The organism is Streptosporangium sp. NPDC020072 (assembly GCF_040631445.1).
Lineage (GTDB): Bacteria > Actinomycetota > Actinomycetes > Streptosporangiales > Streptosporangiaceae > Streptosporangium.
Genome location: NZ_JBEYAB010000004.1, coordinates 380,934 through 407,036 on the forward strand (window position 1 = coordinate 380,934; position 26,103 = coordinate 407,036).

Sequence of the window (26,103 nt, forward strand, 5' to 3'; positions counted from 1 at the left end):
TTAGCTGGTGAGGGTCTCGACGCGGGCCATCACCCGGCGGCAGAAGGCCGCGACGTCGTGCGGGTCGTCGGTGAACTGGGAGGGCTTGATGCAGAAGGTGTCGAAGCCCTGGGCCATCTGGTCGGGGATGGTGGACAGCGCCTGGTCGAGGTCGGCGACCGAGTCGTTGTCGGGGAAGATCGCCCGGGTGCCGCCGATCATCTCAAGCTCGGAGATGTCCCGTCCGGCCTCGCGCATCGCGTTCGCGAGCAGGTCGAGCTCCTCGGGCTTGGGCCTGCCGAGCGGGTTGAAGCCGTGGCCGTAGCGGACCAGGCGCCGCAGCAGCGGGCCGTGCAGGGTCTGGCCGCCGAACCAGAGGGTGGGACCGCCGGGGCGGAAGGGCTTGGGCTCCAGGTAGACGTCCTCGAACGGGTAGTACTCGCCGTCGAAGCTCGCCGGGGACTCCTTCCAGAGCAGGTCCCAGGCGGCCAGGTGCTCGTCGAGGAGCTTGCCGCGCTTGTCGTACGGCACGCCGAGGGCGGCGTACTCGTCGCGGCTCCAGCTCACCGTGGGAAGCACGACGAGACGGCCCTCGCTGAGCCGGTCCAGGGTGGCCATCTCCTTGGCCAGCAGCAGCGGGTGGCGCAGCGGGGCCAGGATCGCCCCGGCGACGAGCCGGATCTGGCTGGTCACCGCGGCGATGGCGCTGAGCAGGACGATCGAGTTGGGCCAGGAGGTCTTCGGGTCCTGGTTGCCGGGCAGGGCGTACTCCCTGGGGTTGGGCATGACCCCCAGGGCGCCGGAGTCGGGGCCGAGCACCACGTGTTCGCTGAGCATCACCGAGTCGAATCCGGCGTCCTCCGCCTCACGGGCCCACCGGACGACGGAGGCCAGGTCGTCGCCCGGCGTCATCGTCCAGTTCTCGCTGAGGATGAGCAGCATCTTCGGGGTCGCCACGGGCACGCCTCCGCCTGTCGTCTAAAGATTTGGGTCCAAACGGTATGTCCCGGGGGTGGGTGTTGGCAAGGTTTGTACGCCGTGAGCTGCGCGGCCCCCCATTGACGGAGAGTCATTTGGGTCCATACATTCATTCAAACAACCCCTTGGAGGCCTCCGATGTCCCAACCAGCGGACCTGATCCTGGTCAACGGCGACGTCCTGACCGTCGACGCCGACTTCTCCGTGGCCCAGGCGGTCGCGGTGCGGGACGGACGCATCCTCGCCGTCGGTGAGACCGCGGAGATCGAGGCGCTGGCCGGACCGGAGACCCGGGTGATCGACCTGGCGGGCCGTACGCTCCTGCCCGGCATCAACGACTCGCACCTGCACGGCGCCGCCTGGGGTCTGACCAGGCCGCCCTTCGCGCTCAGCGTCGGCTACCCCGCCGTCAGGTCCATCGCCGACATCGCCGAGACCGTACGGCGGGCCACCGAGACCACCCCCGAGGGAGAGTGGATCACCGGCCTCGGCTGGGACCTCGGCTACCTCGCCGAAGCCCTCGCCGACCCGTCCCGCCGCCCGCACCACCGCGACCTGGACGCCGTCTCCCCCGACCACCCGGTCGCGCTGACCGACTTCTCCGCGCACATGCTGTGGGTCAACTCCCGGGCACTGGAGATCGCCGGGATCACCCGCGACACCGTCGCCCCTGCCGGCGGGGTGATCGAGGTGGACGCCGACGGTGAGCCGACCGGCATCCTGAAGGAGGCCGCCCAGGCCCTCGTGCAGGGTCTCATCCCGGTCGCGAGCGTCGAGCAGCGCAAGGAGGCCATCCGCCAGGCCGTCGCCGCCCTGCACGCCGAGGGCATCACCAGCTACACCGAGCCCGGCCTCGGCCCCGGCGGCACCCAGATCCTCGGCGGCGGCCTCAGCACCGAGTCCCTGGACGCCTACATCGAGCTGGCCCGCGCCGGGGAACTGGCCGCCAGGGTCAGGGTCCTGCTGCTGCCCGCCGCCATCGGCGGCTCCGCGGCCGACCTGGTCGCCGGGCTCGAAGGCCTCGGCGTGCCCGACGACATCGACCCCGACCTGCTGTCGGTCATCGGCGTGAAGATCTTCGCCGACGGTGTCCCGCCCAACGAGACCGCCTGGATGCACGAGCCGTACGGCAGCGCGGGAGGCTACGGCTCGCTGTGCGTGCACGGCGCGACCGCCGCCCTGCAGGAGGCGGAGCTGCGGGAGATGATCAGGCACGCGCACGCCGCGGGTTACCAGCTCGGGGTGCACGTCACCGGTGACCGGGGCATCGACGCCGTGGTCGACGCCTTCGTCGCGGCCAACGAGGTCCACCCCAGGCCGGACGCCAGGCACTACCTCATCCACGGCGACTTCGTCTCCGCCGAGAGCCTGGCCAAACTCTCCGCGCACGGCTACTCGGTCAACATGAACCCCGGCATCAAGTGGATGACCGCCGACATGATGGACGACATCCTCGGCAAGGCGCGCTCCGAGTACCAGTGGCCGGTCCGCTCCGCGGTCGAGGCGGGCGTCGCGGTCTGCTCAAGCTCGGACGCGCCGATCACCGAGCCCAACTGGCGCCAGGCCGTCGCCTCGATGATGCTGCGCGAGTCCAAGGCGACCGGCAAGGTCAGCGGCCCCGACCAGTGCGTGGACCTGGCCACCGCGCTGCGCGCCTACACGATCAACCCCGCCCGCCAGGACTTCGCCGAGTCCTGGAAGGGCAGCGTCGAGGTCGGCAAGATCGCCGACCTGTGCGTCCTCGGCGGTGACCTGCGCGCCGGCGACCCGCACGACTACGCCGACATCCCGGTCGACCTGACCGTCCTCGGCGGGAAGGTCGTCTACGAGCGCGCCGGGAGCTGAGCCACCAGGCGAGGGGCCGTCCCGGGGGTGCGCCCGGGACGGTCCCTTTTTCATGTCCTGCTCAGATGGCGATATTTCCGTACCGACAGCGGCAGGAAGACCGCGACGAGCAGCAGCGGCCACGCCACGGCCATGGGGATCGCGTTCAGGGTGATCCAGGACCCGGCCTCGAAGCCCGGGGTTCCGAACAGGTCCCGTACGGCCGCCGCCGTGACCGAGAGCGGGTTCCACTCGGCGATCGCGCCCAGCCAGGAGGGCATGGTCGCCGGGTCGACGAAGACGTTGGACAGGAAGCCCACCGGCCAGACCAGGATCTGCACGGCCGTCACCGACTCCGGGCCACCGGCGGCCAGGCCCGCCAGGATTCCCACCCACAGCAGGGCGAAGCGCAGCAGGAGCAGCAGCCCGAACGCGGCCAGGGCCGGGCCGGGTCCCTCGTGCCAGCGCCAGCCGAGCGCGAGCCCCGCGCCGACCATGACGGCCAGGCCGACCACCGAGTTGAGCATGTCGGCGACGCAGCGGCCCGCCACGACGGCCAGTGAGCTCATCGGCATCGAGCGGAACCTGTCGGTCACGCCCTTCGCGGCGTCGGTCGTCACGGCCATCATGGTGTTCTCCAGCCCGAAGAACACGGTCATGGCGAACATCCCGGGCATCAGGAAGTCGAAGTAACCTCCCCCGCCGGGCACCTCGATCGCGCCGCCGAACAGGCCGCCGAACATCAGCGCGATCATGACGGGGAAGACCCAGCCGATGGCGACCGTGCCGGGCCGCAGGGCCCAGTGGTTCAGGTCGCGCCTGGTGATCGTCCAGGTGTCCGCGAAGGCCCAGCCGACCGTGGACAGTGCCGTCATCGAACGACCTCCTTGGTGAGTTTGAGGAAGACCTCGTCGAGCGTCGGACGGCGCAGGGTGATGTCCTGGGGCTCGACGCCCGCCTCGTTCAGCGCCGAAACCAGCTCGGCCAGCGCGCGGGTGCGCCCGGCCACCGGCACGCTGACCCGGTCACCCTCGGCGTACGGCTCGCCGGAGGCGACCCGGCCCGCCAGGCCGAGCACCGTCGTCACGTCGTCGCCACCGGACAGCACGACGTCGATCCGGTCACCGCCGACGGTGGCCTTGAGCTCGTCCGGCGTGCCCTCGGCGACGACCCGACCGGCTCTGAGCATCGAGATCCGGTCGGCCAGCCGGTCGGCCTCCTCCAAATACTGGGTGGTCAGCAGCACGGTCGTGCCCGACTCGGCCAGCTCGCGGACCGCCTCCCACACCTCGGCGCGGGCCGCCGGGTCGAGACCGGTCGTCGGCTCGTCGACCAGCAGCACCGGCGGCGCCACGATCAGGCTCGCGGCCAGGTCGAGCCTGCGCCGCATGCCCCCCGAGTAGGTCGCGACCGATCTGCCGGCGCTCTCGGTCAGGGAGAAGCGTTCGAGCAGTTCCTCGGCCCTGCTTCTGGCCACCGGGGAGGGCAGGTGGTTCAGCCTGCCGAACATCACGAGGTTCTGCCGTCCGGTCAGCACCTCGTCGACCGCGGCGTACTGCCCGACGAGCCCGATGTTCCGGCGGACCTGCCGGGCCTGCGTCGCGACGTCGAACCCGGCGACGCTCACCCGCCCGGCGTCGGCTTCGAGCAGCGTGGCCAGGATCCGGACCGCGGTCGTCTTGCCCGCCCCGTTCGGGCCGAGCAGCCCGCGCACCGAGCCCGCCCGCACCCGCAGGTCGAACCCATTCAAACCCGTCCCCTCCGGCGCCTTCGGGTAGCGCTTGCGCACACCCTCGGCGTCGATCGTGAACTCGGGTCGCCCCACGTGCACCCCTTTCTTTCGTACGGCGTACCGTACGCCGTACTGAATGACTATAGTGGGGTCAACGCCGAAGGTTTGGAGACTGTTCCCGTGAGCGGAAGAAAGGGCGCCGACCCCGCCCGCAGCCTGGCCCTGCTGTGGGGGGCGCACGGCAGGCCGGGAAGGTCCGGGCTGACCATCCGCGCGATCGTCGAGGCCGCCGTCGAGCTGGCCGACACCGAGGGCATCGAGGCCGTCTCCATGCGCCAGGTCGCCGAGCGGCTGCGGGTCGGCACCATGTCGCTCTACACCCACGTGCCCGGCAAGACAGAGCTGGTGGACCTGATGGTCGACACCGCGTACGGCAGGCTCTACGACGACGTGGACGCGCCCTCCGCACAACCCGGCGGCTGGCGGGGGGCGCTGCGGTTCGTCGCCGCGCGCAACTGGGACCTCTACCTACGCCACCCCTGGATGCTGCAGGTCACGGGGGGCCGCCCCGCCCTGGGACCCAACGCCGTGCTCAAGTACGAGGCCGAGCTGCGGCCCCTCGACGGCATCGGCCTGACCGACCTGGAGATGGACGCCGTCCTCACCCTGGTCCTGACCCACGTCGAGGGCACCGCGCGGACCAGGGCGAGCCTGGAGGAGGCCCGGCGCGACAGCGGCCTGACCGACGACGAGTGGTGGGTGGCCAACGCGCCCCTGCTGGACAAGGTCGCCGACGAGAGCAGGTTCCCCGTCGCCTCCCGGGTCGGCCAGGCAGCGGGCCAGGAGTACGACGCCCCCGCCGACCCGGAGGTCGCCCTGACCTTCGGCCTCGACCGCATCCTCGACGGCGTGGCCACCCTGATCACCGGCCGGGAGGGCTGACCACCACGGAACCGTCCAGGAAGTCGTCCTGTCCAGGAAGTTGGACCGTACGCCTGGGATATGCCGCGCAAGATCCAGAACATCCACGTCGAGGGATACACCTCGATCCGCCAGGCCGATGTCCGGCTGGGGGACATCACGCTCCTGGTGGGGGCGAACGGCGCGGGCAAGAGCAACTTCATCGCCGCCGTGGAACTCCTCGGCAGGATCGCCGACGGCGAGCTCGGCCTTGAGGTAGGCCTCAGGGGAGGCGCACAGGCCCTTCTGCACGCGGGGGCCAAGGCGGGCGGATCCATCGTCCTGGGAATCCAGGCCGGAGACGGTGAGGTGACGAGCGGCTACGAGGCGGTGCTGGTTGCCGCGGCGAACGACACACTGATCTTCGAACAGGAGAGGATCACCCGTCGGCGCTCGGGCCTCGCCAAACGGTGGGGTGTCTCCTTCGGAAGCGGTCATCGGGAGACGCTCCTGCACACCGCGCCGGAGGATACGGAGGACGTGGTGGACATCCTGCGGGGGTGCCGGGTCTTCCACTTCCAGGACACCAGCAGGAACGCCCCGGTCAAACAGCTCGGCTACGTGGACGGCCAGGACTTCCTGCGGCCGGATGCGGGAAACCTCGCAGCCTTCCTCCTGTACCCGCGCAGGGAACACCCGGAGAGTTACGAACGGATCCGAAGCACGGTGCGGGTGATGGCGCCGTTCTTCCGCGACCTCGTCCTGGTGGAGGACGCCAAGGGGCGGACCAGCCTCCGCTGGAACCAGCAGGGCGTCGACGCGGTCTTCCCCGCGGAGGCCCTCTCGGACGGCACCCTGCGTTACATCTGCCTGACCACACTTCTTCTGCAGCCGAGGCCCCCCGCCCTGCTGACCCTGGACGAACCCGAGCTGGGACTGCACCCGTTCGCGATCGTCCAGCTGGCGGACATGCTGAGATCCGCCGCCACCCGCAGCCAGATCGTCATCGCCACCCAGTCGGTGACCCTGCTCAACCAGTTCTCCCTCGACGACCTCGTGGTGGCCGAGAGGGACGAGGGGGAAACGGTCCTGCGCAGGCCGGAGCCCGAGGCCCTCCGGGAATGGCTCGACGACTACTCCTACTACGGCCTTCCCCGGGACACCCCTGGTATGGACGACCTTCCGAGTGGGACGCCTCACGCGCGCGTCGAGCATGTGGAGAGGGCCGTCCATCGTGCGCTGGACGATGACCCGCGTCTCGTTCCGAACCTTGTTCTGCACGAGACGGAGACGTGGGTGTTCGCCGCGGCGAAAGAGCTGGGGGAGCTTCTCGGCAGGCCGGATGTCGCCGACGCCCTGCGCAAGCAGGCCGAACGCGCCGGAGGGCCCGAACTGGTCACCGACGGAGGGGAGACCGCCCCTTCGAAGCGCATCCTGGCGGCGTACCCGGGATAACGGAAGACCCATGACGGGCCTCTCGCCATCGCGGATCACGGCCTCGCCGCCCTGCGGCGTGACTGCCCGCATCTGGACGCGTGGGTGCTTCGGGTGCTGGAGGGCGAGAGAACGGTGTGACCCGGTGGCTCACCCGGTGGAGTCGAGGACGAAGACGTAGGTTCCGTTGCCGGCGTACATGTTCAGGAGCAGCCGGGGGTCGAAGAGGACGTCGACGCTGTTGCGCGGTTCCCCGGGGAAGTAGAGCTGGGTGGTCAGCAGCCGCAGGCCGGGGGCCTGGATCTTGACGTGGATGTGCCGGGTGCGGCTGGGATAGGCGCCGGGCACGACCGTGGTCAGCTTGAAGGCGCCCCGGGGGTCGGTGAGCTGGTGGCCGCGGAACGCGAACCCGACGCTGTCGTATTTTCCCTGGCTGTCCGCGTGCCAGAAGTCCATCAGGACGTTGGGCAGCGGGTCGCAGGAGCGGTTCACGACGAAACCGCTGACCTTCAGCGGGGTGCCGGAGCCGGGAAAGACGTTGCGCGCGGGAGAGCTCGGCCTGAAGTGGACGCCCACGGGCTGCTGGACGGTCGGGTCGTCGTCGCAGAACGGCGTGGGGTCGAGGAGGCGCCCGGTCTCCCCGGCCAGCGCGGGTGCGGCCTGGCCGAGCAGCAGCGGGATCGGCACACCCATCAGGGCCGCCTTCAGCAGCGTCTTCCTGCTGATGCCGTTCTCGGTCTCGTCGGTTACGCGATCGGCGCCCACGGTGGTCTCCTCGGCGTGCGGGGGGTGTCCGGTTCCTCGGAGAACGGCAGGAGCCGGTTTGTTTAAGGTCGCATGGAATTGAGATCATTTGCACCCAACGGGCGTCCATAGTCTCGGGTAATACCCCCTGGCTGTTCATTGTCCGAGGCGTCGTACCCCCGATATAGTGCCTTCCTTTTCGTGAAATTTCGGTAATTGGGGGGCGAGATCTCCCTGGCCACAGGGGTGGTTTTTTCGGGGGAGGATACGTAGCTTCTTCTACTGGGCCACGCATGTGGCGGCGGTTTTTCGGTGGCCACTTAGTGCTTACCGTTTGGCCGGCAAAGTTAGAACCGTATCCCTTTTCTGCCCCCCAATCCCCGTGATGTTCCGTACCTTCCGGATGTTTCCGGTGGCGTCGGCGCCCGGTGTTTCCAGCGAACGCCAGGCAGGCGGGGAAGCCAGGAAGGAACGACACGCATGAAACGTAAGGGACTGATCGCGGTGACGGTGGGTGTCGCCACGGTCGCGGCGACCACGCTCTACACGGCACCCGTGAACGCGGCCGGACAGACCACCCCGGGAACGTCGAACGCGACGACGGCCGACCCCGGAAGCGACCCCAGGGCGCTGGCCGCGCAGGCCGCCGACAAGGCGGTCGCCGAGGGGCTGGGCGCGTTACGCAGGGGCCCGGAGGAGAGCTTCGAGCGCACCGGCGTGACCTCCGGCGCCGACGGCACGCAGTACGTCGGCTACGAGCGCGCCTACAAGGGGCTGCCGGTGGTCGGCGGCGACGCGGTGGTCGTCACCGACGCCGCCGGAAAGATCATCGACACCGTCGCGGCCACCGGCCCCACCGGGGACGTCGCGCTGACGCCGAAGGTCAGCACGAGGAGCGCCCTGAAGGCCGCCAAGGCCAGGCTGTCCCAGGTGGACAAGGCCGAGCAGCCGAGGCTCGTGGTGCGGGCCGGGGAGAAGGGCGAAAGACTCGCCTGGGAGGTCGCGGTCTCCGGCGTCGCCGACGGGAAACCGAGCGTCCAGCACGTCTTCGTCGACGCCCTCGACGGCTCGGTCATCGACGCCTACGACCTGGTCAAGTACGGCACAGGCAACGGCTTCTACAACGGCCAGGTGACGATCTCCACCTCCGGCTCCGCCGGCTCGTACACGATGAAGGACCCCACCCGCAACGGCCTGGCCTGCGGTGGGCAGAACGGCGCGCCGTACACCAAGGACGTCGACTCCTGGGGTGACGGAACCGGCACCAGCCTGGAGACCGGCTGTGTCGACGCCTTCTGGGCCGCCCAGAAGATGTGGGACATGCTCCGCGACTGGTTCGGCTACAACGGCTTCAACGGCCGTGGCGGCGGCTTCCCGACGCGGGTCGGCATGAACGACGCCAACGCGTACTGGAGCGGCTCCTACGCCGTCTTCGGCCGCAACCGGGCGAACACCCAGCAGGCCACCGCGTTGGACGTCATCGGCCACGAGTACGGCCACGCCATCTTCCAGTTCGCGGGCAGCGGCAGCATGGGCACCGGGAACGAGTTCGGCGGGCTGAACGAGTCGGCGGGTGACATCTTCGGCACGCTGCTCGAACACTACGCGAACGTCCCCGGCGACCCGCCGGACTACACCATCGGCGAGGAGGTCGACCTGCTCGGCACCGGCCCGATCAGGAACATGGCCAACCCGTCGCTGATCGACAGCGCGCCCAACTGCTACTCCTCCACGATCCCCATCACCGAGGTGCACGCCGCGGCCGGGCCGCAGAACCACTGGTTCTACCTGCTGGCCGAGGGCACCCACCCCGGCGGCGGCAAGCCGAACAGCCCGGTCTGCTCCGGTCCGCCCTACCTGGCCGGCATCGGCATCAAGAAGGCGGGCAAGATCTTCCTGAACGCCCTGCTGCGCAGGACCTCGACCTGGCGTCACAGCGACGTCCACCGTGCGACCCTCGCCGCCGCGGCCGAGCTGTACGGCTCCCGCAGCGTCGAGTACGCCGCCGTCTGGGCGGCCTGGAGAGCGGTCAACGTCCCCTCCGCCACGCCGACCCCGCCCCCGGTCCCGGTCCCCACGGTGACGCCGGTGGTGGCCCCCACGGGACCCGGTGACCCCCCTGGGGTCAGCCTGGCCAACGTCAAGGCCCACCTGCAGCAGTTCCAGTCCATCGCGTCGAGCAACGGCGGCACCCGCCGTTCGACCGGCGCGGGTTACACCGCCTCGGTCACCTACATCGAGAACAAGCTGCGCGCCGCGGGCTACACCGTGACCCGGCAGAGCTGCACCAGCGGCTGCAGCCGGGGCGCGGGTCCCAACCTGATCGCCGACTGGCCGGGCGGTGACGTCAACCAGGTCATCATGGCCGGTGCCCATCTCGACAGCGTCTCCGCAGGTCCCGGCATCAACGACAACGGCTCCGGCTCCGCCAGCCTGCTTGAGGTCGCGCTGACCCTGGCCCAGTACAGGCCGACCGTGGCCAAGCACGTGCGGTTCGGCTGGTGGACCGACGAGGAGCAGGGTCTGCTCGGCTCGAAGTTCTACGTCAACTCGCTCGGCTCGGCCGGGCGCTCCAAGATCAAGCGGTATCTGAACTTCGACATGGTCGGCTCGCGCAACGGCGGCTACTTCATCAACAACATCTCCACCGCGGCGGCGGCCGATCTCAAGGCCTTCTACAACCAGATCGGTGTCCAGACCGAGGAGAACGTCGAGGGCGCCAACCGCTCCGACGACGCCTCCTTCCGCAACGGGGGCATCCCCACCTCCGGGGTCGCGGCCGGGGCCAGCGCCCGTAAGACCTACGCCCAGGCCTCCAAGTGGGGAGGTACGGCCAACCAGCCCTACGACTCCTGCTACCACTCCGCCTGCGACACCACGAGCAACATCAGCGACACGATCCTGGACCGGGCCGCCGACGCCACCCTCTACGCCATCTGGCGGGCGGCCGCGAGCACCGGACCGACCCTCGCGCAGCCCCAGCCGTGACACCCGTTATGACACCCGCTGTGACGCGCGCCTGAACGGGTGAACCCCGGCCGGATCACTCCGGCCGGGGTTCACCTGCCCCCGTACTCCCTCGGCCCCGGCGCAGACACGGTCAGGGGCCTGCCGGACAAGGCCGCAGGCCCCTGACCTCCCGACGTGCTCCGCCGGGGCGGGCTCTGGGGATCCGCAAAACAGGCCCTAACGCTGGGGCGCGCGGATGCCGCGGAACTCCCAGTCGCCGCCGAAGGTGGTGGAGATGACCTCCTCCGACTCGGTCGGCTGGGCGCCGCAGTCGTCGCGGATCGGCGCGGGGCCGGTCACGATGTGGTTGGTCAGCTTGCCCAGCCCCTCGACCTCGACCTCGACCACGTCACCGGGCTGGACCGGGCGGGAGTTGGCCGGGGTGCCCGACAGCAGCACGTCGCCGGGGTAGAGGGTGATGGTGCGGGCGATGTCGGCCACCAGGTAGTGCATGTCCCACTCCATCTCGTCGGTGGAGCCGTCCTGCACCACCTTTCCGTTGACGAGGGTGCGCAGCCGCTTGTGGTGGAAGTCCCAGTCGGTGACCAGGCCGGGGCCGAGCGGGCACAGCGTGTCGGAGCCCTTGACGCGCAGCATGGACCCGGCGTCGGTGTCGCGGAAGTCGTGCAGCCCGTAGTCGTTGCCGATGGTGTACCCGGCGATGTAGTCGCCCGCCTCCTCGGGGGAGACGTTACGGGCGGTGCGGCCGATGACGATGGCCACCTCACCCTCGTAGTTGAGGTACTTGCAGCGCTCGGGACGGACCACGGCGCCCTTGTGCGCGTTGAGGGCGGAGGTGGGCTTGTGGAAGTAGGTCGGGGCGTCGGGCAGGGTGGTCATGAACTCCTCGACCCGGCTGCGGTGGTTGAGGTGCACCGCGACGACCTTGGAGGGGACGACCGGCGGCAGGTGCACGGCCTCCTCGACACCGACCACCCGCCCGTCGGCGCTGACCAGTTCGTCGCCTTCACGCCGCACCTGGGTGGCGGCGCCGTCGAGCAGGATTCTGCGATATTCGGGCATCAACGGCCCTTTCCACGTTGAGAGTCGGAAAAAGCGAGAACTGGGGCGCCGTCCCACGACGGTACCGGAACGCGCAGGTCAGCCGGGGTAAGGGTAGGGATAGGGGTCGTTGGAGGGGTCGGTGCGGTGCGGAGCCGGGAAACCGCCCGCGGGCGGGTCGAACCACAACAGGACCTGGCCGGTGCCCACGGAGTTCTCGTACTCCCCGTACTGCCGGCCCGGCGCGGTGCAGTCCCCCTCACCCAGAGCGCCGATCATCATGAGGTAGTGGCCGAACCGGGCCTCCGGCTTGAACCGGGCGAACTCCGGCATGGTGTCCAGCACCCGGGCGTGATCGCCCTCCTTGAACCAGCCGATCCGCTCGTAGTCGGCGGCGCGGGCCTCGGGGGTGATGATGTGTTCGGGACCGGAGGCCTCGTGCGCCCGCAGATGCCGCAGCGGCCAGAAGGTGTGCGACAGGGCGCCGGAGGCGATCAGCAGCACCTTGCGGTCCGTCGCGGCGATCGCGTCCCCCAGGGCGCGTCCGAGACGCAGGTGGTCCTCGGCGTCACCGGTCTGACACACCCCGATGCTCACCCACCGCTTACCGGCCACGCCCAGATGCGTCCACAGGTTGGTGGTGGCGTAGTAGATCGGCAGGTAGGGGTCCTCGATCGCGGTGATCCAGGTGGCGTGGTCGGCCGCCCTGGCGGCGATGGCGTGCGCGAGCTCCTGGTCGCCGGGGAAGTCGTAGGGCATCCGGCACATGCCGCGGGGCAGTTCCTCGGAGGTGAACAGGCCCGCGCGGTGCTGCTGGGCGGTGACGACGAACTCGACCGTGGTGGCCCAGTGCGAGTCCAGCACCACCACCGTGTCGTAGTCCACCGTCTCGAAGACGTCCTTGCGGAGTTGCCGCAGGCCCGTGACCAGGGTGATCTCCTGGCCGTTGTTCAGCTCCCGCCGGGTGGCCTCGGGAAGGACGATGGTGGGCACGTGGGCCAGCAGGCCCGCCCCGACTACCTGGCCCATGGCGCGCTCACCGTGTTCTTCACGTCGCAGTAGAAGTCGAAGCTCCAGGTGCCGCCCTCACGGCCGACCCCGGACTCCCGGGACCCGCCGAACGGCGCCTTGAGGTCACGCACGAAGAAGCAGTTCACCCACACCGTCCCGGCGACGAGCTGGGCGCTGACCCGCTCGGCCCGCTCCTGGTCGCCGGTGATCAGGGTGGCGGCCAGCCCGAACCGGGTTCCGTTGGCCATCTCCACCGCCTGCTGCTCGCCGGTGAAGGTCTGCAGGGTCAGCACCGGCCCGAAGACCTCCTCGGTGAGGATCTCGCTCCCCTCGGCGGCACCGGTGATCAGGGTCGGCCGGTAGTACTGGCCGCCCAGGTCGGTGTTGGGGCCGCCGCCGATGACGGCCTTCGCCCCGGCCTCCAGGGCGCGCTGGACGAAGCCGTCGATGCGCTCCAGGTGCCTGGGGTGGATGTTGGGGCCCAGGTCGGTGGACAGGTCCCGGGGGTCACCCTGCTTCAGGGCCTGAGCGCGTTCGACGAACCGGGCGGTGAACTCCTCGGCGACGGACTCCTCGACGAGCAGGCGGGTACCGGCCAGGCAGACCTGCCCGGCGTTGTCGTACTGCTCGACCGCCAGGTTCACGGCCAGGTCCAGGTCGGCGTCGGCGAACACGATCAGCGGCGACTTGCCGCCGAGCTCCAGCGACAGCGGGGTGAGGTTCGCGGCGGCGGCGGAGGCGATGGTCCGGGCCGTGGGCACGGAGCCGGTGAAGCTGATGCGCCGCACCCGGGGGTCGGCGACCAGGGCGGCGCCTGCCTCGGCACCGTAGCCCTGCACGACGTTGAACACCCCGGCGGGCAGCCCGGCCTCGGCGGTGATGTCGGCCAGCAGGGAGGCGGTCAGCGGCGTCCACTCGGCCGGCTTGAGCACCACCGTGTTGCCCGCCGCCAGCGCGGGCGCGATCTTCCAGGTGGCCAGCATCAGCGGCGCGTTCCACGGCGTGATCAGCGCGCACACCCCGGCCGGGTCCCAGCTGACGTGATTGGTGTGGCCCCGGGTCTCGAAGTCCTCGTGGCCCAGCTCCAGCAGCCAGTCGGCGAAGAAGCGGAAGTTGTGCGCCACCCGCGGCATGACCCCCCGCAGATGGGAGCGCAGCAGGGCGCCGTTGTCGGTGGTCTCCACGATCGCCAGGTCCTCAAGCCTGGCCTCGACCCCGTCGGCGATCGCGTGCAGCAACCGCGCCCGCTCAGCCCGGGAGGTCGCGGCCCAGGCGGGGAAGGCGGCGTGGGCGGCGCCGACCGCGGCGTCGACCTCGGCCGCCCCACCCCGGGCGACCTGGGCGAGGAGGGACTGGTCGATGGGGGAGCGATCGTCGAACGTGGTGGGCGAGCCGACCCGCTCGCCGCCGATCCAGTGATCGCCGTGGACGGGGATACCGGCGACAGTGGCCATCCGCTTCTCCTAATCGTTTGGCTCCAAACAACCTAGGGTGAGCCGCAATGGCAGGTCAAGACCTAGGGGGAGCTCTAGGGTACCGTTTGGCTTCAAATGAACCTTTGAAGGAGTCCGGGATGTCTCGACGTCCGCTCATCGCGATCCCGTCGCGTTTCGCCGCCACCACCTCCGCCCTGCGGTACGAGGCCGTGGTCACCGCCCGGGCGCTGGCCGACGCGGTGTACCGGGCGGGCGGGGAGCCGTTCCTCATGCACCCGGTCGACGCCGAGCGGGCGGCCGAGCGGCTCGCGGTGGCCGACGGACTGCTGCTGCCCGGCGGCGGCGACCTGGCCCCGCAGTCGTACGGCGAGGCCATGGCGCACGAGACGGTCTACGACGTGGACGCCGAGCAGGACGCCTTCGACCTGGCCGCCGCCGAGTACGCGCTGACGACCGGCCTGCCGACGCTGGCGATCTGCCGGGGGCTGCAGGTGGTCAACGTGCTGCGGGGCGGCAGGCTCCGGCAGCACATGGAGGCCGACCACCGTCACATGGTGCACCCGGTGACCGTACGGCCGGGCTCGCTGCTGGCCGGGATCACCGGGGAGAGCCGGATCAGCGCCTCGTGCTACCACCACCAGTGCGCCTCCGGGCTGGGTGAGGGCCTGGTGGCGGTGGCGCACGCCGTGGACGGCACGGTCGAGGCGGCCGAGCTGCCCGACGCGGCCGGGTGGTTCCTCGGGGTGCAGTGGCACCCGGAGGACACCGCGGCGAAGGACCCGGCCAACCAGTGCCTCTTCGACGCCCTGGTGACCGCCTCCCGAAATTAAGGGTGATTGTTCCTATTTCATTCACCCTTGTCCCAGGCGTTTGCTGCATTGATCGGATGAAGGTGGTTACAACCGCATAACGATGCCGATAAAGCATGCATGGTGAAGTGCGTGAGTATTGTGATTGCAGGGGCTTGCGTGGCTATGGCCACTATTGTGGGATTTGTTCCCAGGGCCTACGCGGCTGACTACGACACGGCGTGTGCGAATCCCACCGTTACCCTCACCAGCGGGAGCCCCGTGCCACCGATCTCCGCGGGCATGGTCGTGCTCTTCCAGGCGGGGACCTACAACAGCCTCTCGGCGATGGTGACCGGCGGTGGCGTCGCCTGCCTGGCCCCCGGGGCGAAGTGGACGGTGACCTCCTTCGGCGTCGCCCCGGTCGGGTCGATCCACGTGCGGGGCGAACTCGACGTGCAGACGCTCCAGGCGCTGAGCAACGGCTTCCTGCTGGAGAACGAGGGCACGGTCTCGGTGAGCGGCATCATCCAGGCCGGTGCCAACTCGGTGCTGATCAACCACAAGGGGGCCACCTGGCAGGGCACCGGATCACAGACGCTGTTCGGTACGGCGAGCCTGACCAACGAGGGCACGATCGACCTGGTGGGCTCGCTGACGCTGGCCGAGCAGAGCTCGTTCACCAACGTCGGCGACACCACGGTCGGCGCCTTCCAGAACGGCTCGACCACGACGAACACCGGGACCATCACGGTCATCGGCTCGGCCACCACCTCGGGAACCCTCTACAACAGGTGCATAGCCGACTTCCGGTTCGGCTACGAGTCCGAGGGCTCGACCACCAACGAGGGCATCGTCCTGGCCACCGGCGGTACCGCGAACAGGATGGGTCTGTACATCTCCGGGACCTACACCAGCACCGCGACCGGCGTGACCAGTGGCAGTGACTTCACCATCGCCGTGACCGGGCAGATGACGGGCGCGGGGAGCTACCGCTTCACCGGCCTCACCGTGGTGGCGGGCCGCGCCGCCGGCAGTCCGCAGATCGTCTTCTACGACACCTCGCAGACGGGAAGCCAGATCTTCGACGTGGTGACGGGCACGGTGACCAACGTGGTCAGGGCCGTGGTGCCCCCGCCCGACCCCGCCGTCCTGCCCGCCGGATGCGCCGCGGCGGGGGTCGACCTGTCCATCACCAAGTCGGTCAGCCCGGTGAGCTGATCGTCCGCGCTGTCTGACGAACTGGTCTGCCCTGGGTGTGGCACGATGCCGACAGACTGTGACCGGGTGTATAACTCGTGGAGTTTTCCCTGTTCAGCGACTTGATCGGCTTATGAGTGAAGAGATCGAACGCCGTATGGCCAATGGCTTTGTTGTCTCTGGCCTGCATCCAGGGACCGGCCGAAGCGGAAGAAACCGTGCGCGCCGGTCATGAGGTGGTCTTCGCCATGACCATCAGGAACGTGGGACCCGCGGTCGCGCGCGAGGTCGTCGTACGTGACCCGCTCGACGACCGGCTGACGTTCCTCTCGGTCAGCCCCGACTCCTGCGGTTACCAGGACCGGGTGCTGACCTGCCGGTTGGGGAGGTTGGGTCCGGAGGAGGCGGTCACCGTCGAGTGGCGGGGGCTGGTCTCCCCGGACACACCGGACGGCTACCGGCTGCGCAACGTCGCGAAGGTGTCGGGCGTGACCCCCGAGTCGCGTCTCGACAACAACCTCGGGCGCGCGGAGATCACGGTGACGAACCGGCCTCCGCACGTCAAGAGACCTCCGCACGTCAAGAGACCTCCGCATGTCGAGAGGCCGCCGCTCTTCGAGAGGCCGCCGCTCGTCGCCGGACCGGCGCCGGTGCCCCGGGAGGAACTGCCGTTCACCGGCTTCCCCGCCTGGCTGCTCGGCCTGGCCGGGCTGCTGGTCGTCGCGGGCTCCGCCGTACGGTGGACGGCCCGCCGGACCGGTTGAGCCCTGCCCCGAAACCGCCGTGAAACCGTCCTAGAACCGTCCTGAGACACACAGCAGGCGGCTCCCGACAAGGGAGCCGCCTGAGCCATGTCGTGGCCGCTTCTGCGTCCGTTCGGTCCGTCGGGCTCGCCGTCCGCCTGGGCGGACGGCGAGCGCTACGGGAAGCGGGGTTATCCGGCCCGCACGGACTTGGTGATCGTCAGATCGGCCACGGCGTTGACCGGCGTGTCGATCGTGATGTTGTTGTTGTCGGTGTTGGGATCGGGGTTGTCGCCGGTGACGCTGGCGGTGTTGCTGACCGTTCCGGTCACGGTGGCGTCGACGTTGACGTTCAGCACGATGTCCGTGCTTTCTCCGGCGGGCAGGGTGCCGACCGGGCAGGTCACCACCTGTCCCGCGGCGGTGCAACCGGACGGTGTGCTGGAGACGAACGTCAGACCGGCGGGCAGGGTGTCGGTGACGACGACTCCGGTGTCGTCCGACGGCCCGTTGTTCGTGACCTTGATGGTGTAGGTGCCGGTGCCACCGGAGTTCAGCGTGCCGGCCGTCTTGGTGATCGACAGGTCGGACTCGGCGGCGACGTTGATGTTGGCGTTGTTACTGGTCTCCGGCGTCGAGTTGTCGGAGTCGACGTCGGCGACGTTGGGAATGACGGTCCCGACCGGCGTGTCGGGCCGGACCCTGACCGTGATGTCCCAGGTCTGCGTCGCGCCGACGGCGAGCGAGGCGACCGTACACGTGACGACCTGGCCCTCGGCCGTGCATCCCTCGGGCAGCGGAGGGACGATCTCAAGCCTGGGGTCCAGGGTGTCGGTGACCACGACGTTGGTGGCGACCGAGGGGCCGTTGTTGGTCACGCTCAGCGTGTAGATACCGGTCTGGCCCGCGTTGACGGTGGCCTCGGGGTCGGCCTGCCTGATTCGCAGGGCCCGGGGCGTCTCGCGCAACACCGTGCGGTGATGGACGACCAGCCGGGCCCTCTTCTGGTCGGCGGCCGCCCGTGCGCGGTGCCGGAGCACGGGCCCCCTGGCCGTCTTGGCCCTCCTGGCCACCTTGCCCATCCTGTCGACGTGGGCCGACTTGGCGATCTTGGCGATCTTGCCGGCCTTGGGGGCGCCGGTCGTGCCGGCCGCGCTCGCCGAGGTTGGGAGGGCCATCATGAGCGCGCAGGTCACCGCTCCCACGGACAGCCACACCGAGCGACGAGAACGCAGGATAGCTTTGGCGAACAATGTCTCTTTTATCACGGTTCTCCTTTTAGGTAATAAAGCAATGCATGCTATTTCCTTGAGAAACGCGAGGTCGCGCACCCGGTGTGGTGTTTTGTCAATGGTTTGTAGTAGGGGTTTCCGATGGGGTGGTTAACGGAAAGCCGCGATGGTCTTCCGTTAACTCCCCTAGGGAAAGGCCAGGGGCAATCGTCCCGGAATGGCAAATAGGGCCATATCAACCGGGTTTTGTCCTTCAGGCCGGAAAGCGCAAAAAGGCGGGGTCCCACCCGGAGAACGAGTGGGACCCCGCCCGAGGCGGAGCGAAGGGGCTACTCGGCGCGGCGGCGGCCACCGCGACGCGGCGGAGCCGGGTTCTCCTTACGGAGCTTCGCGCGGCGCTCCTCGCCGTGCTCCTCAAGATGGGTGACGATCCGGCGCAGGGACTCCGCCAGGGTCACGGCCTCCTCGGCGTCGAGGTCGGTGACCACGAACGCCTCCTCGTCGTTGAAGGCGGGGAAGAGTCGCTCCATCAGGGAGACCCCCTCGGGGGTCAGCCGCAGCAGGGCCAGCCTGCCGTCGTCGGGATGCTGGCTGCGTACGGCCAGGCCACGGGACTCAAGGGTCTTGATGATGCCGGTCAGCGTGCCCTTGGAGATGCCGGCCTCGGCGGCGACGTGCCGGGTCTCGATCTCCTCCCATATCCACACCACCCACAGCACGACGAACGCGCTCCAGGTCAGGTCGGCCACGCGCAGGGCGGAGTTCTCCAGGTGCTGTCGTACGGCGGTCGCCGCACGGTGCAGATTGGAGACGGCGGCCAGTGCCTCGCGTCTGATCGGGATGCTCCCGAGGCGGCGGCTGACCGCTTCCTCGGTCTCCGTCAATGAATAGTACGCGGGCACGCGAACTCCTCGATGTCGTACGGCGGGTGGTGGCCGGCCGGGAAGAACAGATCCTCACGCCATTTTCGACGGCGTCACTCCCTCCGCCGGTCAGGGGAGCGCTCTCCTTTCCATCCCAGCGGATGTCCGCCGCGCACGTCAACGGACTGGCGCCGGATATGACAGGACCCGTACGGGGTTGCACCGCACGGGTCCTGTCATATCCGGAAGGTCACTCGGCTCCGGAGCCACCCGCCTGCAGCAGGGTGCCGCCGTTCCAGACGACGCCGACCTGCCGGTAGTAGCCGCCGATGACCTCCTCGACGCGCAGCGCGGACAGCTCCTCGGTCGGGGCGTCGAACAGCTCGATCTCGGCGTCGCCCTTCCAGGCCTGGCCGCCCTCGAAGGACTGCCCGGCGCTGGAGATCAGCTCGTCGAGGGCCAGGCCGCCGCCCGGCTCGATGGAGGGCAGCCAGCGGTTGTGGGCCATCGGGTGGCCGTTGACGAAGCCGTTGGTCTCGCTGGGCTCGTTCAGCCGTACGACGGCCTGGGCCAGACGGCGGTCGGCGGCGGCCAGGGTGGCGCCGAACGTGCCGCCCTCGCCGATGCGGGGCGCGGCCTGGCCGTACGGGTAGGGGCGGGTCTGGTGGATCGAGCCGAGCTTCTTGGGGTAGCCCTGGTGCATGCCGCGGGCGATCGCGAAGTCCTTGTCCACCCAGATGTAGACGCAGCGGGAGAAGGTGCGCCCCTCGAAGGCGCAGCGCACCACGACGAAGCACTCCTTGTACTGCGAGCGCACCGGGTCGAGGAGCTCCTCCTTGCTTCCCGAGCAGGACTGCCAGTCGGCCCAGATGATCGCGACCGCGCCGGGGTCCTCGTCGGCGAGGGTCAGGGGCTCGGGCAGCAGCTCGGCCACCCTGGCGGGGTCGGTGCGATACTCGACGGTGAGCAGATCACCGGAGTAGTACCACGGCGGAGCCGGGACCAGCGAGGAGCGGCCGGTCGCCGTCTTGGGAGTGAAGAAGCCGCGCACCGTGGCCACGATGTCTCCTTGCCTAGGGAACGTCTCAGACTGTTTGGGGCCATACGATATGCCTTGAACTGCGAGATGTCACGATGGGAACGGCCGCCTTCCTGGCTGGAGCCTTGTTCCCCGGCTGTTCGAGGCGTATGTTTTGCATCCAAACGAAATCCTGGGACGAACCAAGGGGGACGCAGTGAGCGCGGAGTCCGCAGAACGGACGGTCGAGCGCCTGAGCGAACAGGGCATCGACGTCGTCCGGGTCGGCTACCCCGATCTGATCGGCACCGAGCGCGGCAAGGACGTCCTGCTGGAACGCCTGCCCGACGTCGTCCACAGCGGTGTCGCCTTCTGCCAGGCCGTCTACTACACCTCACCCCAGGGGGACACCGTCCCCGTCCCCGGGGGTCTGGACCGGGGCCTGCCCGACGTCTCCATCCGCCCCGACCTGGGCACCCTGGTGGAGCTGCCCTGGGAGCCCGGCGTCGCCCACGTCCTCGGCGACGCCTACGACCCGGCGACCGGCGACCCCTTCCTCGAATCCCCCCGCCAGGTGCTGCGCGCGGCCGTCGCCCGCCTGGCCGACCTCGGCCTGACCGCCATGGCCGGTCCCGAGCTTGAGTACTACCTGCTCGAACCCGACCCCACGCCCGGCTCGTCCAGCGGGTGGCGGCGCTACGACGACGCCCTGGGCAACGTCTACGTCACCGGGCGCAAGGGGGACCGCCTGTCCCACGTCCTGCGCACGCTGCGCACCCTGCGCAAGCTCGACATCGGCGTCACCATGGGCAACCACGAGTTCTCCGGCGGCCAGTTCGAGATCAACCTGCACCACTCCGAGGCCCTCGACGCCGCCGACCGCGCCTTCCGCTTCAAGGGCGCGATCAAGGAGCTGGCCCGGCACGACGGCCTGATGGCCACCTTCATGGCCAAGCCCTTCGACGACGAGGGCGGCTCGGGCTTCCACGTCCACCTGTCATGTGTGGACGCCGAGGGCCGCAACGTCTTCGCCGCCCAGCCCGGCGACCAGGACGCCGAGCACGGCCTCTCCGTCACCGCGCTGCACGCCATCGGCGGTGTGCTCGCCCACGCCCCGGCCCTGGCCGCGCTGCTCAACCCCACGATCAACTCCTACAAGCGCTTCGGCCCCGACACCCTGGCGCCCTGGCTCAACGACTGGGGGCTGGACAACCGCAGCGCCATGCTGCGCATCCCGCCGGAGCGCGGCGCGGGCAGCCGCATCGAGGTACGGCTCGGCGACGCCTCGGCCAACCCCTACCTGGGCATCGCGGGACTGCTGGCCGCCGTCTACCTCGGCATCCGCGACCGGATCACGCCCCCGGCCCCGCTTGAGGGCTACGGCTACGACGCGACCAAGGCGCCGGTGCTGCCGATGACGCTGCCCGCCGCGCTGGACGCCTTCGAGGCCGACGCGGAGCTGACCGAGGTGCTGGGCAAGGAGTTCGCCGCGGCGTACCTGGCCTACAAGCGTGACGAGGTGCAGCGCTTCTCCAGGACCGTCACCGACTGGGAGTTCCGCGAGTACGCCTACCACCTCTGATGATCTTCCCGTCCCGGCCGGACTTTCGCGGGTCACGCGGCCGGGACGGGGAGCCAGGCGGTCAGTCGTCGAGAAGCACCGAGATGGCTCCCGAAGGGCACAGCCGCTCGGCCCGCTGGACCGCGGCCCGCTGGGCGGCCGGGGGCTCGGCGTCGAGAAGGACGACGGTGCCGTCGTCCTCGCTCTGGTCGAACACCTCGGGCACCGTGAGCGCGCACATGCCCGCGCCCACGCACCGTTGCGTGTCGGTGTGGATTTTCATCGGATCCTCCAGTATGTGTGGCCCGTGCGGTGGCGTGGGAGGAGATCGTTTGTCATCTCCCATAAAAGTACATGTGGTGTAAGTTTGCAATAAGTGCATAACATAATTCCATGCACTAAGATTCGCCCATGGGTGAGGTCCCCGGGCTGCGCGAACGCAAGAAACTCCGTACCAGACATGCTCTGATCTCCGGGGCCCTACGCCTCTTCCTGGAGAAGGGCTACGAGCAGACGACCATCTCCGAGATCGCCATGGCCGCCGACGTCTCGACACGGACGTTCTTCAGCTACTTCGCGAGCAAGGAGGAGGTGGTCCTGTGCGACGCCAGGGAGAGCCTCGACCGCCTGCTGCGGACGTTCGCCGAACGCCGCCCTGACGAGGGCCCCGCCGACCTGCTGGCCCGCGCCGTGGAGACGATCTTCGAAACCCTGGCCGAGGACGCCGAGATGGGCTGGGAGATCACCGAGATCAACCGCCTGGTCATGAGCGTCCCCTCACTCAGGGCGCAGGCGCTGCTGCTGATGTTCGACGTCCAGCACCAGATGGTCGAGGCCCTCCAGGACGCCTTCCCCGGCGAACTCGACGCCGTCGAGGCGTGCGCCGCCGTCGGCTCCGTGGTCGGGACCGCCAAACTCGCGATCTCCATGGGTCTGAAGCAGGGCGGCCCCGCCGAGGAGGTGCTCCAGGGGTGCAGAAGGGCCGTCGGCCTCGCCCTCGCCGGGCTGCGCGCCGTACCTCCCTTCGAGAGCTGACATTTCCTGACCTGGGTGGCCGGCGCGCGCCCGGGAGCGGGAAAAGGCGGGCCACCGATGACCACGGCATGACCCTTTCCTGACCGAGGGGTTCCTAGCGTCTTCCCTGGGCCTGTTCCGCGGGGAGTCGCCCAGGTGTTCCGCGGGACGGGCCCTCGTTGGAACCAGGGCGACGGGGGCGGTCATGAGACGGCTGGAAGACGGACGAGGGCGGCTTCGCGCCGGCACGGCCCTGGTCATCGCGCTCGCGTGCGTGCCGGGATGCGGGAGCGGCCCCGCCGTACCGGCCGGCCCCGCCGAGCCCCCACACGGGCGGGTCCCGGTGAGGGCGGAGCCGAAGACGCCGGACGTCTACGCCCACGACCGGCCGGGGATGCTCAGCCCGGCCGTGAGGGACTTCCCGCCGCGGGTCTACGTGCCCAACAGCGAGAGCGACACCGTCAGCGTGATCGACCCGAGGACCTACCGGGTGATCCGCGAGTTCCCCGTCCACGGACGACCACAGCACGTCGTCCCCTCCTGGGACCTCAAGACGCTGTGGGTCAACAACAACGACGGCAACACGCTCACCCCGATCGACCCGAAGACCGGCAGACCGGGCAGGTCCATCCCCGTCGACGACCCCTACAACCTGTACTTCACCCCGGACGGCCGCACCGCCCTGGTGATGGCCGAACGCAACAACCGCCTCGACTTCCGCAACCCGCGTACCATGCGGCTGCGGCACTCGCTGCCGATGCCCTGCCGGGGCGTCAACCACGGCGACTTCACCGCCGACGAGACGGTCTTCCTGGCCAGCTGCGAGTTCTCCGGCCAGCTGGTCGCCGTGGACGTGGCCGCCAGGAAGGTCCGCGCCGTCGTCGACCTGACCCAGGCGAAGGTGCCCCACGGCCACCCGGACACCGACGGCGTACGGCACGCCACGGCCGACGGCCACACGACGTCCGGAGGGCATGCGCGGGCTGGGCACGCGATGCCGGGTGGTCACGTGATGCCGGGTGGGCGGGCGTCCGGGGGGCAGGTGAGGACCGGGGACCATGCGCCGGGTGGGCATGTGACGTCCGGAGGGCACGTGGTGGCCGGGAGTCACATGGTGCCCGGAGGGCATGGGACGGCCGGGGTTCGGGGGAGCATGCCGCAGGACGTCAAGTTGTCCCCCGACGGCACCACCTTCTACGTCGCCGACATGTCCAGGAACGGGGTGTGGCTCGTCGGCGCGAAGGACTTCCGGGTGAAACGCTTCGTCAGGACCGGAGAGGGAGCCCACGGCCTCTACGTCAGTCGTGACTCGAAGCTGCTGTACGTGTCCAACCGGGGCGAGGGGTCGGTCTCGGTCATCTCCTTCGCCCGCCACAAACCGGTCGCCACCTGGCGTATCCCCGGCGGCGGCTCACCGGACATGGGCGGCCTGTCCGCCGACGGGCGCCGCCTGTGGCTGTCCGGCAGGTACGACGGGGTCGTCTACGTCCTCGACACCGCCGACGGCCGTCTCATCCGCAAGATCCCCGTCGGCGCCGGACCGCACGGCCTGGCCGTCTACCCCCAGCCGGGACGCTACTCGCTCGGCCACACCGGGATCTTCCGGTGAACGGGGAGGCCGTGGTCGGACGGCGCCTGGTCCTGGGCCTCGGGATCGTCGCCGCCCTCGGCGGCGTGGTCTCCTGCTCCCCGGGCAGGAAAGGGCCGGGCGCGGCTCCCGAGATGGTGCCCGAGGCGGTTCCGCGGGCGTTCCCAGGGGAGGCCTCCCTGGTGCCGACTCCCCGGCCCCTCTCCGTCCCGGCCGCTCCGGGCCTCGCCGTGGGGCCCTCTGCGAGCCCCGCTGTGGGCCCTCGCCAGGCCGTTCAAGAACCCTGGCAACCCTTCCCCGACGACCGGCACCCCGCCCCGGGCCCCTGGCGGCCCACCGCTCCCGGGCAGGCCGCCTCGGATCTCCAGCACCCCGTCCGGAGATCATGGCGGCCCACCTCCGATCCTCCGGATCTTCAGAGCCCCGCCCCAGGCCCTTGGCACCCCGCCCCCGGTCCCGGGCAGGCCGTACCGGACCCGTGGCAGGCCCTGGGCATCCACCCCGCCCCCGCTCCCGGTCCCGCCGCCACCCCGGCCACCCGGAAGCGCATGTCCGCCAGGAGGCGGTCCGGTGCCGGGCGCATGGCCCGCGAGGTGAGCAACGGTCCCCGGGACCGGCCTAAGGTCGCGCTGACCTTCCACGGCGCCGGACCGGCCGACCTGGCCGAACGCGTCCTGTCCGAGGCCGAACGGCACGGCGCCCATCTGACGGTCCTCGCGGTCGGCGACTGGCTCGCCCGGTACCCCCGGATGGCCCGGCGCGTCCTGGCCGGTGGCCACGACCTGGGCAACCACACCGAGCACCACCTGGACATCTCCTCGATGGGGGAGCGCGAGGCCTACGACGAGATCGCCCGGTGCGCCGCCAGGCTGCGCCGCCTCACCGGGACGATCGGCTCCTACTTCAGGCCGTCGAGAGCCCACCACGCCACACCCATGGTCCGCGAACTCGCGGCCCGCGTCGGCTACCGGACCTGCCTGTCCTACGACGTGGACTCCGACGACCACAACGACCCCGGAGTGGCGACCGTCACGGCCAACGTCCTGGACACCGTACGGCCGGGCTCGATCGTCAGCCTGCACCTGGGCCACCCCGGTACGGCGGAGGCGATGCCCCACATCCTCAGGGGCCTTGCCCGCCGCCGCCTCCACCCGGTGACCGTCACCGATCTCCTCGCCCTCTGACGGTCAGGGCTTTCTGGCGAGGGCACCGTACTGGGAGATCCGGGCGGGGAGTCCACCGATCTCGGGGAGGTCGGGGCGCCACAGGGAGCACGAGACCAGGCCGGGGTCGAGGATGTCGAGGCCGTCGAAGAAGCGGGCGATCTCCTCGCCGCTGCGGGCGGTGATCGGGGGCGTGGCGTGCTCGTTCCAGAACCGCATCGCCTCGATGTTCGCCTCCCCGCCCAGTTCCAGGGTCGGGTGGGTGAGCACCAGGTAGCTGCCCGAGGGCACCGCCGCCATCAGCCCGCGCACGATGGCCAGCGCCTCGTCGGTGTCGAGGATGAAGTTCAGGATGCCCAGCAGCATGACCGCGACGGGCCGGTCGAGGTCCAGTGTCCTGGCGGCCTCGCGCAGGATCTTCGCGGTGTCGCGGGCGTCGGCGTCGATGTAGTCGGTCGCGCCCTCGGGCGTGCTCGTCAGCAGGGCGCGGGCGTGCACCAGCACGAGGGGGTCGTTGTCGACGTAGACGATCCGCGACTCGGGGGCGAGGCGCTGGGCGACCTCGTGGGTGTTGTCCACGGTCGGCAGGCCGGTCCCGACGTCGAGGAACTGCCTGACGCCCGCCTGCCCGGCGAGGTGGTTGACCACACGGCCGAGGAAGGCACGGTCGGCGCGGGCGACGTGCACGATGTTCGGGAACATGCCGAAGACCCGTTCGCCGACCTCACGGTCCGCCGGGTAGTGGTCCTTACCGCCAAGCCAGTAGTTCCAGACCCTGGCGTTGTGCGCGACCCCGGGGTTCAGCCTGCTGGCCTCGGAGAAACCCGTCCTGTCGTCCACAAGCTCTCCCTGCTCCCGTGTCATGACGCCTCCGTCATGATCAT

Annotated in this window: 23 protein-coding genes; 11 read left to right on the plus strand and 12 right to left on the minus strand. The window is 69.8% G+C overall.

Annotated elements, in window-relative coordinates:
- Nucleotides 1-936, minus strand: a complete 936-nt coding sequence (locus ABZ470_RS11395; protein WP_352014019.1) for a TIGR03619 family F420-dependent LLM class oxidoreductase — start codon at nt 934-936, stop codon at nt 1-3.
- Between the two features lie 159 nt (nt 937-1,095).
- Here ABZ470_RS11395 and ABZ470_RS11400 point away from each other — a divergent pair, with 159 nt between their 5' ends.
- Nucleotides 1,096-2,802: an amidohydrolase gene (locus ABZ470_RS11400; RefSeq protein ID WP_362911236.1), complete on the plus strand. Its 1,707-nt coding sequence runs from the start codon at nt 1,096-1,098 to the stop codon at nt 2,800-2,802.
- A 50-nt stretch (nt 2,803-2,852) separates the two neighbouring features.
- Here the strand turns inward: ABZ470_RS11400 and ABZ470_RS11405 are convergent, their stop codons facing one another.
- Together ABZ470_RS11405 and ABZ470_RS11410 are read right to left on the minus strand one after the other, a co-directional pair.
- Nucleotides 2,853-3,656, minus strand: coding sequence for an ABC transporter permease (locus ABZ470_RS11405; RefSeq protein WP_352014017.1), 804 nt, complete (start codon nt 3,654-3,656; stop codon nt 2,853-2,855).
- On the minus strand, nt 3,653-4,606 hold the full coding sequence (locus tag ABZ470_RS11410; RefSeq protein WP_362911237.1) for an ATP-binding cassette domain-containing protein: 954 nt from the start codon (nt 4,604-4,606) through the stop codon (nt 3,653-3,655). Before ABZ470_RS11410 ends, ABZ470_RS11405 begins: the two co-directional genes overlap by 4 nt.
- Before the next feature lie 87 nt (nt 4,607-4,693).
- Here ABZ470_RS11410 and ABZ470_RS11415 point away from each other — a divergent pair, with 87 nt between their 5' ends.
- Both ABZ470_RS11415 and ABZ470_RS11420 read left to right on the plus strand, forming a co-directional pair.
- Nucleotides 4,694-5,455, plus strand: a complete 762-nt coding sequence (locus ABZ470_RS11415; RefSeq protein WP_352014015.1) for a TetR/AcrR family transcriptional regulator — start codon at nt 4,694-4,696, stop codon at nt 5,453-5,455.
- Between the two features lie 60 nt (nt 5,456-5,515).
- Nucleotides 5,516-6,868, plus strand: coding sequence for a DUF4276 family protein (locus tag ABZ470_RS11420; protein ID WP_362911238.1), 1,353 nt, complete (start codon nt 5,516-5,518; stop codon nt 6,866-6,868).
- A gap of 129 nt (nt 6,869-6,997) precedes the next feature.
- On the opposite strand, the gene ABZ470_RS11425 is transcribed toward ABZ470_RS11420, so the two are convergent.
- Entirely contained in the window at nt 6,998-7,612 is a 615-nt protein-coding gene (locus ABZ470_RS11425) for a dioxygenase (RefSeq protein ID WP_362911239.1), read from the minus strand.
- Between the two features lie 459 nt (nt 7,613-8,071).
- Here ABZ470_RS11425 and ABZ470_RS11430 point away from each other — a divergent pair, with 459 nt between their 5' ends.
- On the plus strand, nt 8,072-10,579 hold the full coding sequence (locus tag ABZ470_RS11430) for a M28 family peptidase (RefSeq protein WP_362911240.1): 2,508 nt from the start codon (nt 8,072-8,074) through the stop codon (nt 10,577-10,579).
- A gap of 198 nt (nt 10,580-10,777) precedes the next feature.
- Here the strand turns inward: ABZ470_RS11430 and ABZ470_RS11435 are convergent, their stop codons facing one another.
- From ABZ470_RS11435 to ABZ470_RS11445, 3 genes are all read right to left on the minus strand, one after another.
- Entirely contained in the window at nt 10,778-11,623 is an 846-nt protein-coding gene (locus tag ABZ470_RS11435) for a fumarylacetoacetate hydrolase family protein (protein WP_352014012.1), read from the minus strand.
- Between the two features lie 78 nt (nt 11,624-11,701).
- Nucleotides 11,702-12,631, minus strand: coding sequence for a catechol 1,2-dioxygenase (locus ABZ470_RS11440; protein ID WP_362911241.1), 930 nt, complete (start codon nt 12,629-12,631; stop codon nt 11,702-11,704).
- Nucleotides 12,619-14,067: an aldehyde dehydrogenase gene (locus ABZ470_RS11445; protein ID WP_362911242.1), complete on the minus strand. Its 1,449-nt coding sequence runs from the start codon at nt 14,065-14,067 to the stop codon at nt 12,619-12,621. Before ABZ470_RS11445 ends, ABZ470_RS11440 begins: the two co-directional genes overlap by 13 nt.
- A 119-nt stretch (nt 14,068-14,186) precedes the next feature.
- Here ABZ470_RS11445 and ABZ470_RS11450 point away from each other — a divergent pair, with 119 nt between their 5' ends.
- The 3 genes from ABZ470_RS11450 to ABZ470_RS11460 all read left to right on the plus strand — a co-directional run bounded on the left by ABZ470_RS11450 (nt 14,187) and on the right by ABZ470_RS11460 (nt 16,801).
- Nucleotides 14,187-14,879 (plus strand): gamma-glutamyl-gamma-aminobutyrate hydrolase family protein, encoded by a 693-nt coding sequence (locus ABZ470_RS11450; RefSeq protein ID WP_362911243.1) that lies wholly within the window; start codon nt 14,187-14,189, stop codon nt 14,877-14,879.
- A gap of 240 nt (nt 14,880-15,119) precedes the next feature.
- Nucleotides 15,120-16,058: a hypothetical protein gene (locus ABZ470_RS11455; RefSeq protein ID WP_362911244.1), complete on the plus strand. Its 939-nt coding sequence runs from the start codon at nt 15,120-15,122 to the stop codon at nt 16,056-16,058.
- A gap of 197 nt (nt 16,059-16,255) precedes the next feature.
- Entirely contained in the window at nt 16,256-16,801 is a 546-nt protein-coding gene (locus tag ABZ470_RS11460) for a DUF11 domain-containing protein (protein ID WP_362911245.1), read from the plus strand.
- Nucleotides 16,802-16,971: 170 nt separating this feature from the next.
- Here ABZ470_RS11460 and ABZ470_RS11465 read toward each other — a convergent pair whose 3' ends face one another.
- From ABZ470_RS11465 to ABZ470_RS11475, 3 genes are all read right to left on the minus strand, one after another.
- Nucleotides 16,972-17,961 (minus strand): DUF11 domain-containing protein, encoded by a 990-nt coding sequence (locus tag ABZ470_RS11465; RefSeq protein WP_362911246.1) that lies wholly within the window; start codon nt 17,959-17,961, stop codon nt 16,972-16,974.
- 380 nt (nt 17,962-18,341) lie between these two features.
- The gene (locus ABZ470_RS11470) at nt 18,342-18,914 is read right to left on the minus strand and encodes a MarR family transcriptional regulator (RefSeq protein WP_352014005.1); all 573 of its coding nucleotides are present in this window, start codon (nt 18,912-18,914) and stop codon (nt 18,342-18,344) included.
- A 211-nt stretch (nt 18,915-19,125) separates the two neighbouring features.
- A complete protein-coding gene (locus tag ABZ470_RS11475) occupies nt 19,126-19,935 on the minus strand; it encodes an acetoacetate decarboxylase family protein (RefSeq protein WP_352014004.1) in 810 nt (269 codons plus the stop codon).
- Between the two features lie 175 nt (nt 19,936-20,110).
- Between ABZ470_RS11475 and ABZ470_RS11480 the strand changes: the two genes are divergently transcribed.
- Complete coding sequence (locus ABZ470_RS11480; RefSeq protein WP_362911247.1) at nt 20,111-21,475, plus strand: glutamine synthetase family protein; 1,365 nt, start codon at nt 20,111-20,113, stop codon at nt 21,473-21,475.
- A gap of 61 nt (nt 21,476-21,536) precedes the next feature.
- Here ABZ470_RS11480 and ABZ470_RS11485 read toward each other — a convergent pair whose 3' ends face one another.
- On the minus strand, nt 21,537-21,737 hold the full coding sequence (locus tag ABZ470_RS11485; RefSeq protein ID WP_352014002.1) for a ferredoxin: 201 nt from the start codon (nt 21,735-21,737) through the stop codon (nt 21,537-21,539).
- Between the two features lie 128 nt (nt 21,738-21,865).
- On the opposite strand from ABZ470_RS11485, the gene ABZ470_RS11490 reads away from it, so the two are divergent.
- The 3 genes from ABZ470_RS11490 to ABZ470_RS11500 all read left to right on the plus strand — a co-directional run bounded on the left by ABZ470_RS11490 (nt 21,866) and on the right by ABZ470_RS11500 (nt 25,240).
- Nucleotides 21,866-22,489, plus strand: coding sequence for a TetR/AcrR family transcriptional regulator (locus ABZ470_RS11490; RefSeq protein ID WP_352014001.1), 624 nt, complete (start codon nt 21,866-21,868; stop codon nt 22,487-22,489).
- A 184-nt stretch (nt 22,490-22,673) separates the two neighbouring features.
- Entirely contained in the window at nt 22,674-24,077 is a 1,404-nt protein-coding gene (locus tag ABZ470_RS11495; protein ID WP_362911248.1) for a hypothetical protein, read from the plus strand.
- Nucleotides 24,074-25,240 carry a polysaccharide deacetylase family protein gene (locus ABZ470_RS11500; RefSeq protein ID WP_362911249.1) on the plus strand — a complete coding sequence of 389 codons (1,167 nt, stop codon included), beginning with the start codon at nt 24,074-24,076 and terminating at the stop codon, nt 25,238-25,240. Before ABZ470_RS11495 ends, ABZ470_RS11500 begins: the two co-directional genes overlap by 4 nt.
- A 3-nt stretch (nt 25,241-25,243) precedes the next feature.
- On the opposite strand, the gene ABZ470_RS11505 is transcribed toward ABZ470_RS11500, so the two are convergent.
- Complete coding sequence (locus ABZ470_RS11505) at nt 25,244-26,083, minus strand: SAM-dependent methyltransferase (protein ID WP_362911250.1); 840 nt, start codon at nt 26,081-26,083, stop codon at nt 25,244-25,246.
- Nucleotides 26,084-26,103 lie beyond the last annotated feature (20 nt).

What these genes read in the sequence shown, in the direction of transcription:
- ABZ470_RS11400 (WP_362911236.1), top strand. Translation starts at nt 1,096, where the DNA reads ATGTCCCAACCAGCGGACCTGATCCTGGTCAACGGCGACGTCCTGACC.
- ABZ470_RS11405 (WP_352014017.1), bottom strand. Translation starts at nt 3,656, where the DNA reads ATGACGGCACTGTCCACGGTCGGCTGGGCCTTCGCGGACACCTGGACG.
- ABZ470_RS11420 (WP_362911238.1), top strand. Translation starts at nt 5,516, where the DNA reads ATGCCGCGCAAGATCCAGAACATCCACGTCGAGGGATACACCTCGATC.
- ABZ470_RS11430 (WP_362911240.1), top strand. Translation starts at nt 8,072, where the DNA reads ATGAAACGTAAGGGACTGATCGCGGTGACGGTGGGTGTCGCCACGGTC.
- ABZ470_RS11435 (WP_352014012.1), bottom strand. Translation starts at nt 11,623, where the DNA reads ATGCCCGAATATCGCAGAATCCTGCTCGACGGCGCCGCCACCCAGGTG.
- ABZ470_RS11440 (WP_362911241.1), bottom strand. Translation starts at nt 12,631, where the DNA reads ATGGGCCAGGTAGTCGGGGCGGGCCTGCTGGCCCACGTGCCCACCATC.
- ABZ470_RS11445 (WP_362911242.1), bottom strand. Translation starts at nt 14,067, where the DNA reads ATGGCCACTGTCGCCGGTATCCCCGTCCACGGCGATCACTGGATCGGC.
- ABZ470_RS11450 (WP_362911243.1), top strand. Translation starts at nt 14,187, where the DNA reads ATGTCTCGACGTCCGCTCATCGCGATCCCGTCGCGTTTCGCCGCCACC.
- ABZ470_RS11465 (WP_362911246.1), bottom strand. Translation starts at nt 17,961, where the DNA reads ATGATGGCCCTCCCAACCTCGGCGAGCGCGGCCGGCACGACCGGCGCC.
- ABZ470_RS11485 (WP_352014002.1), bottom strand. Translation starts at nt 21,737, where the DNA reads ATGAAAATCCACACCGACACGCAACGGTGCGTGGGCGCGGGCATGTGC.
- ABZ470_RS11490 (WP_352014001.1), top strand. Translation starts at nt 21,866, where the DNA reads ATGGGTGAGGTCCCCGGGCTGCGCGAACGCAAGAAACTCCGTACCAGA.
- ABZ470_RS11495 (WP_362911248.1), top strand. Translation starts at nt 22,674, where the DNA reads ATGAGACGGCTGGAAGACGGACGAGGGCGGCTTCGCGCCGGCACGGCC.
- ABZ470_RS11505 (WP_362911250.1), bottom strand. Translation starts at nt 26,083, where the DNA reads ATGACACGGGAGCAGGGAGAGCTTGTGGACGACAGGACGGGTTTCTCC.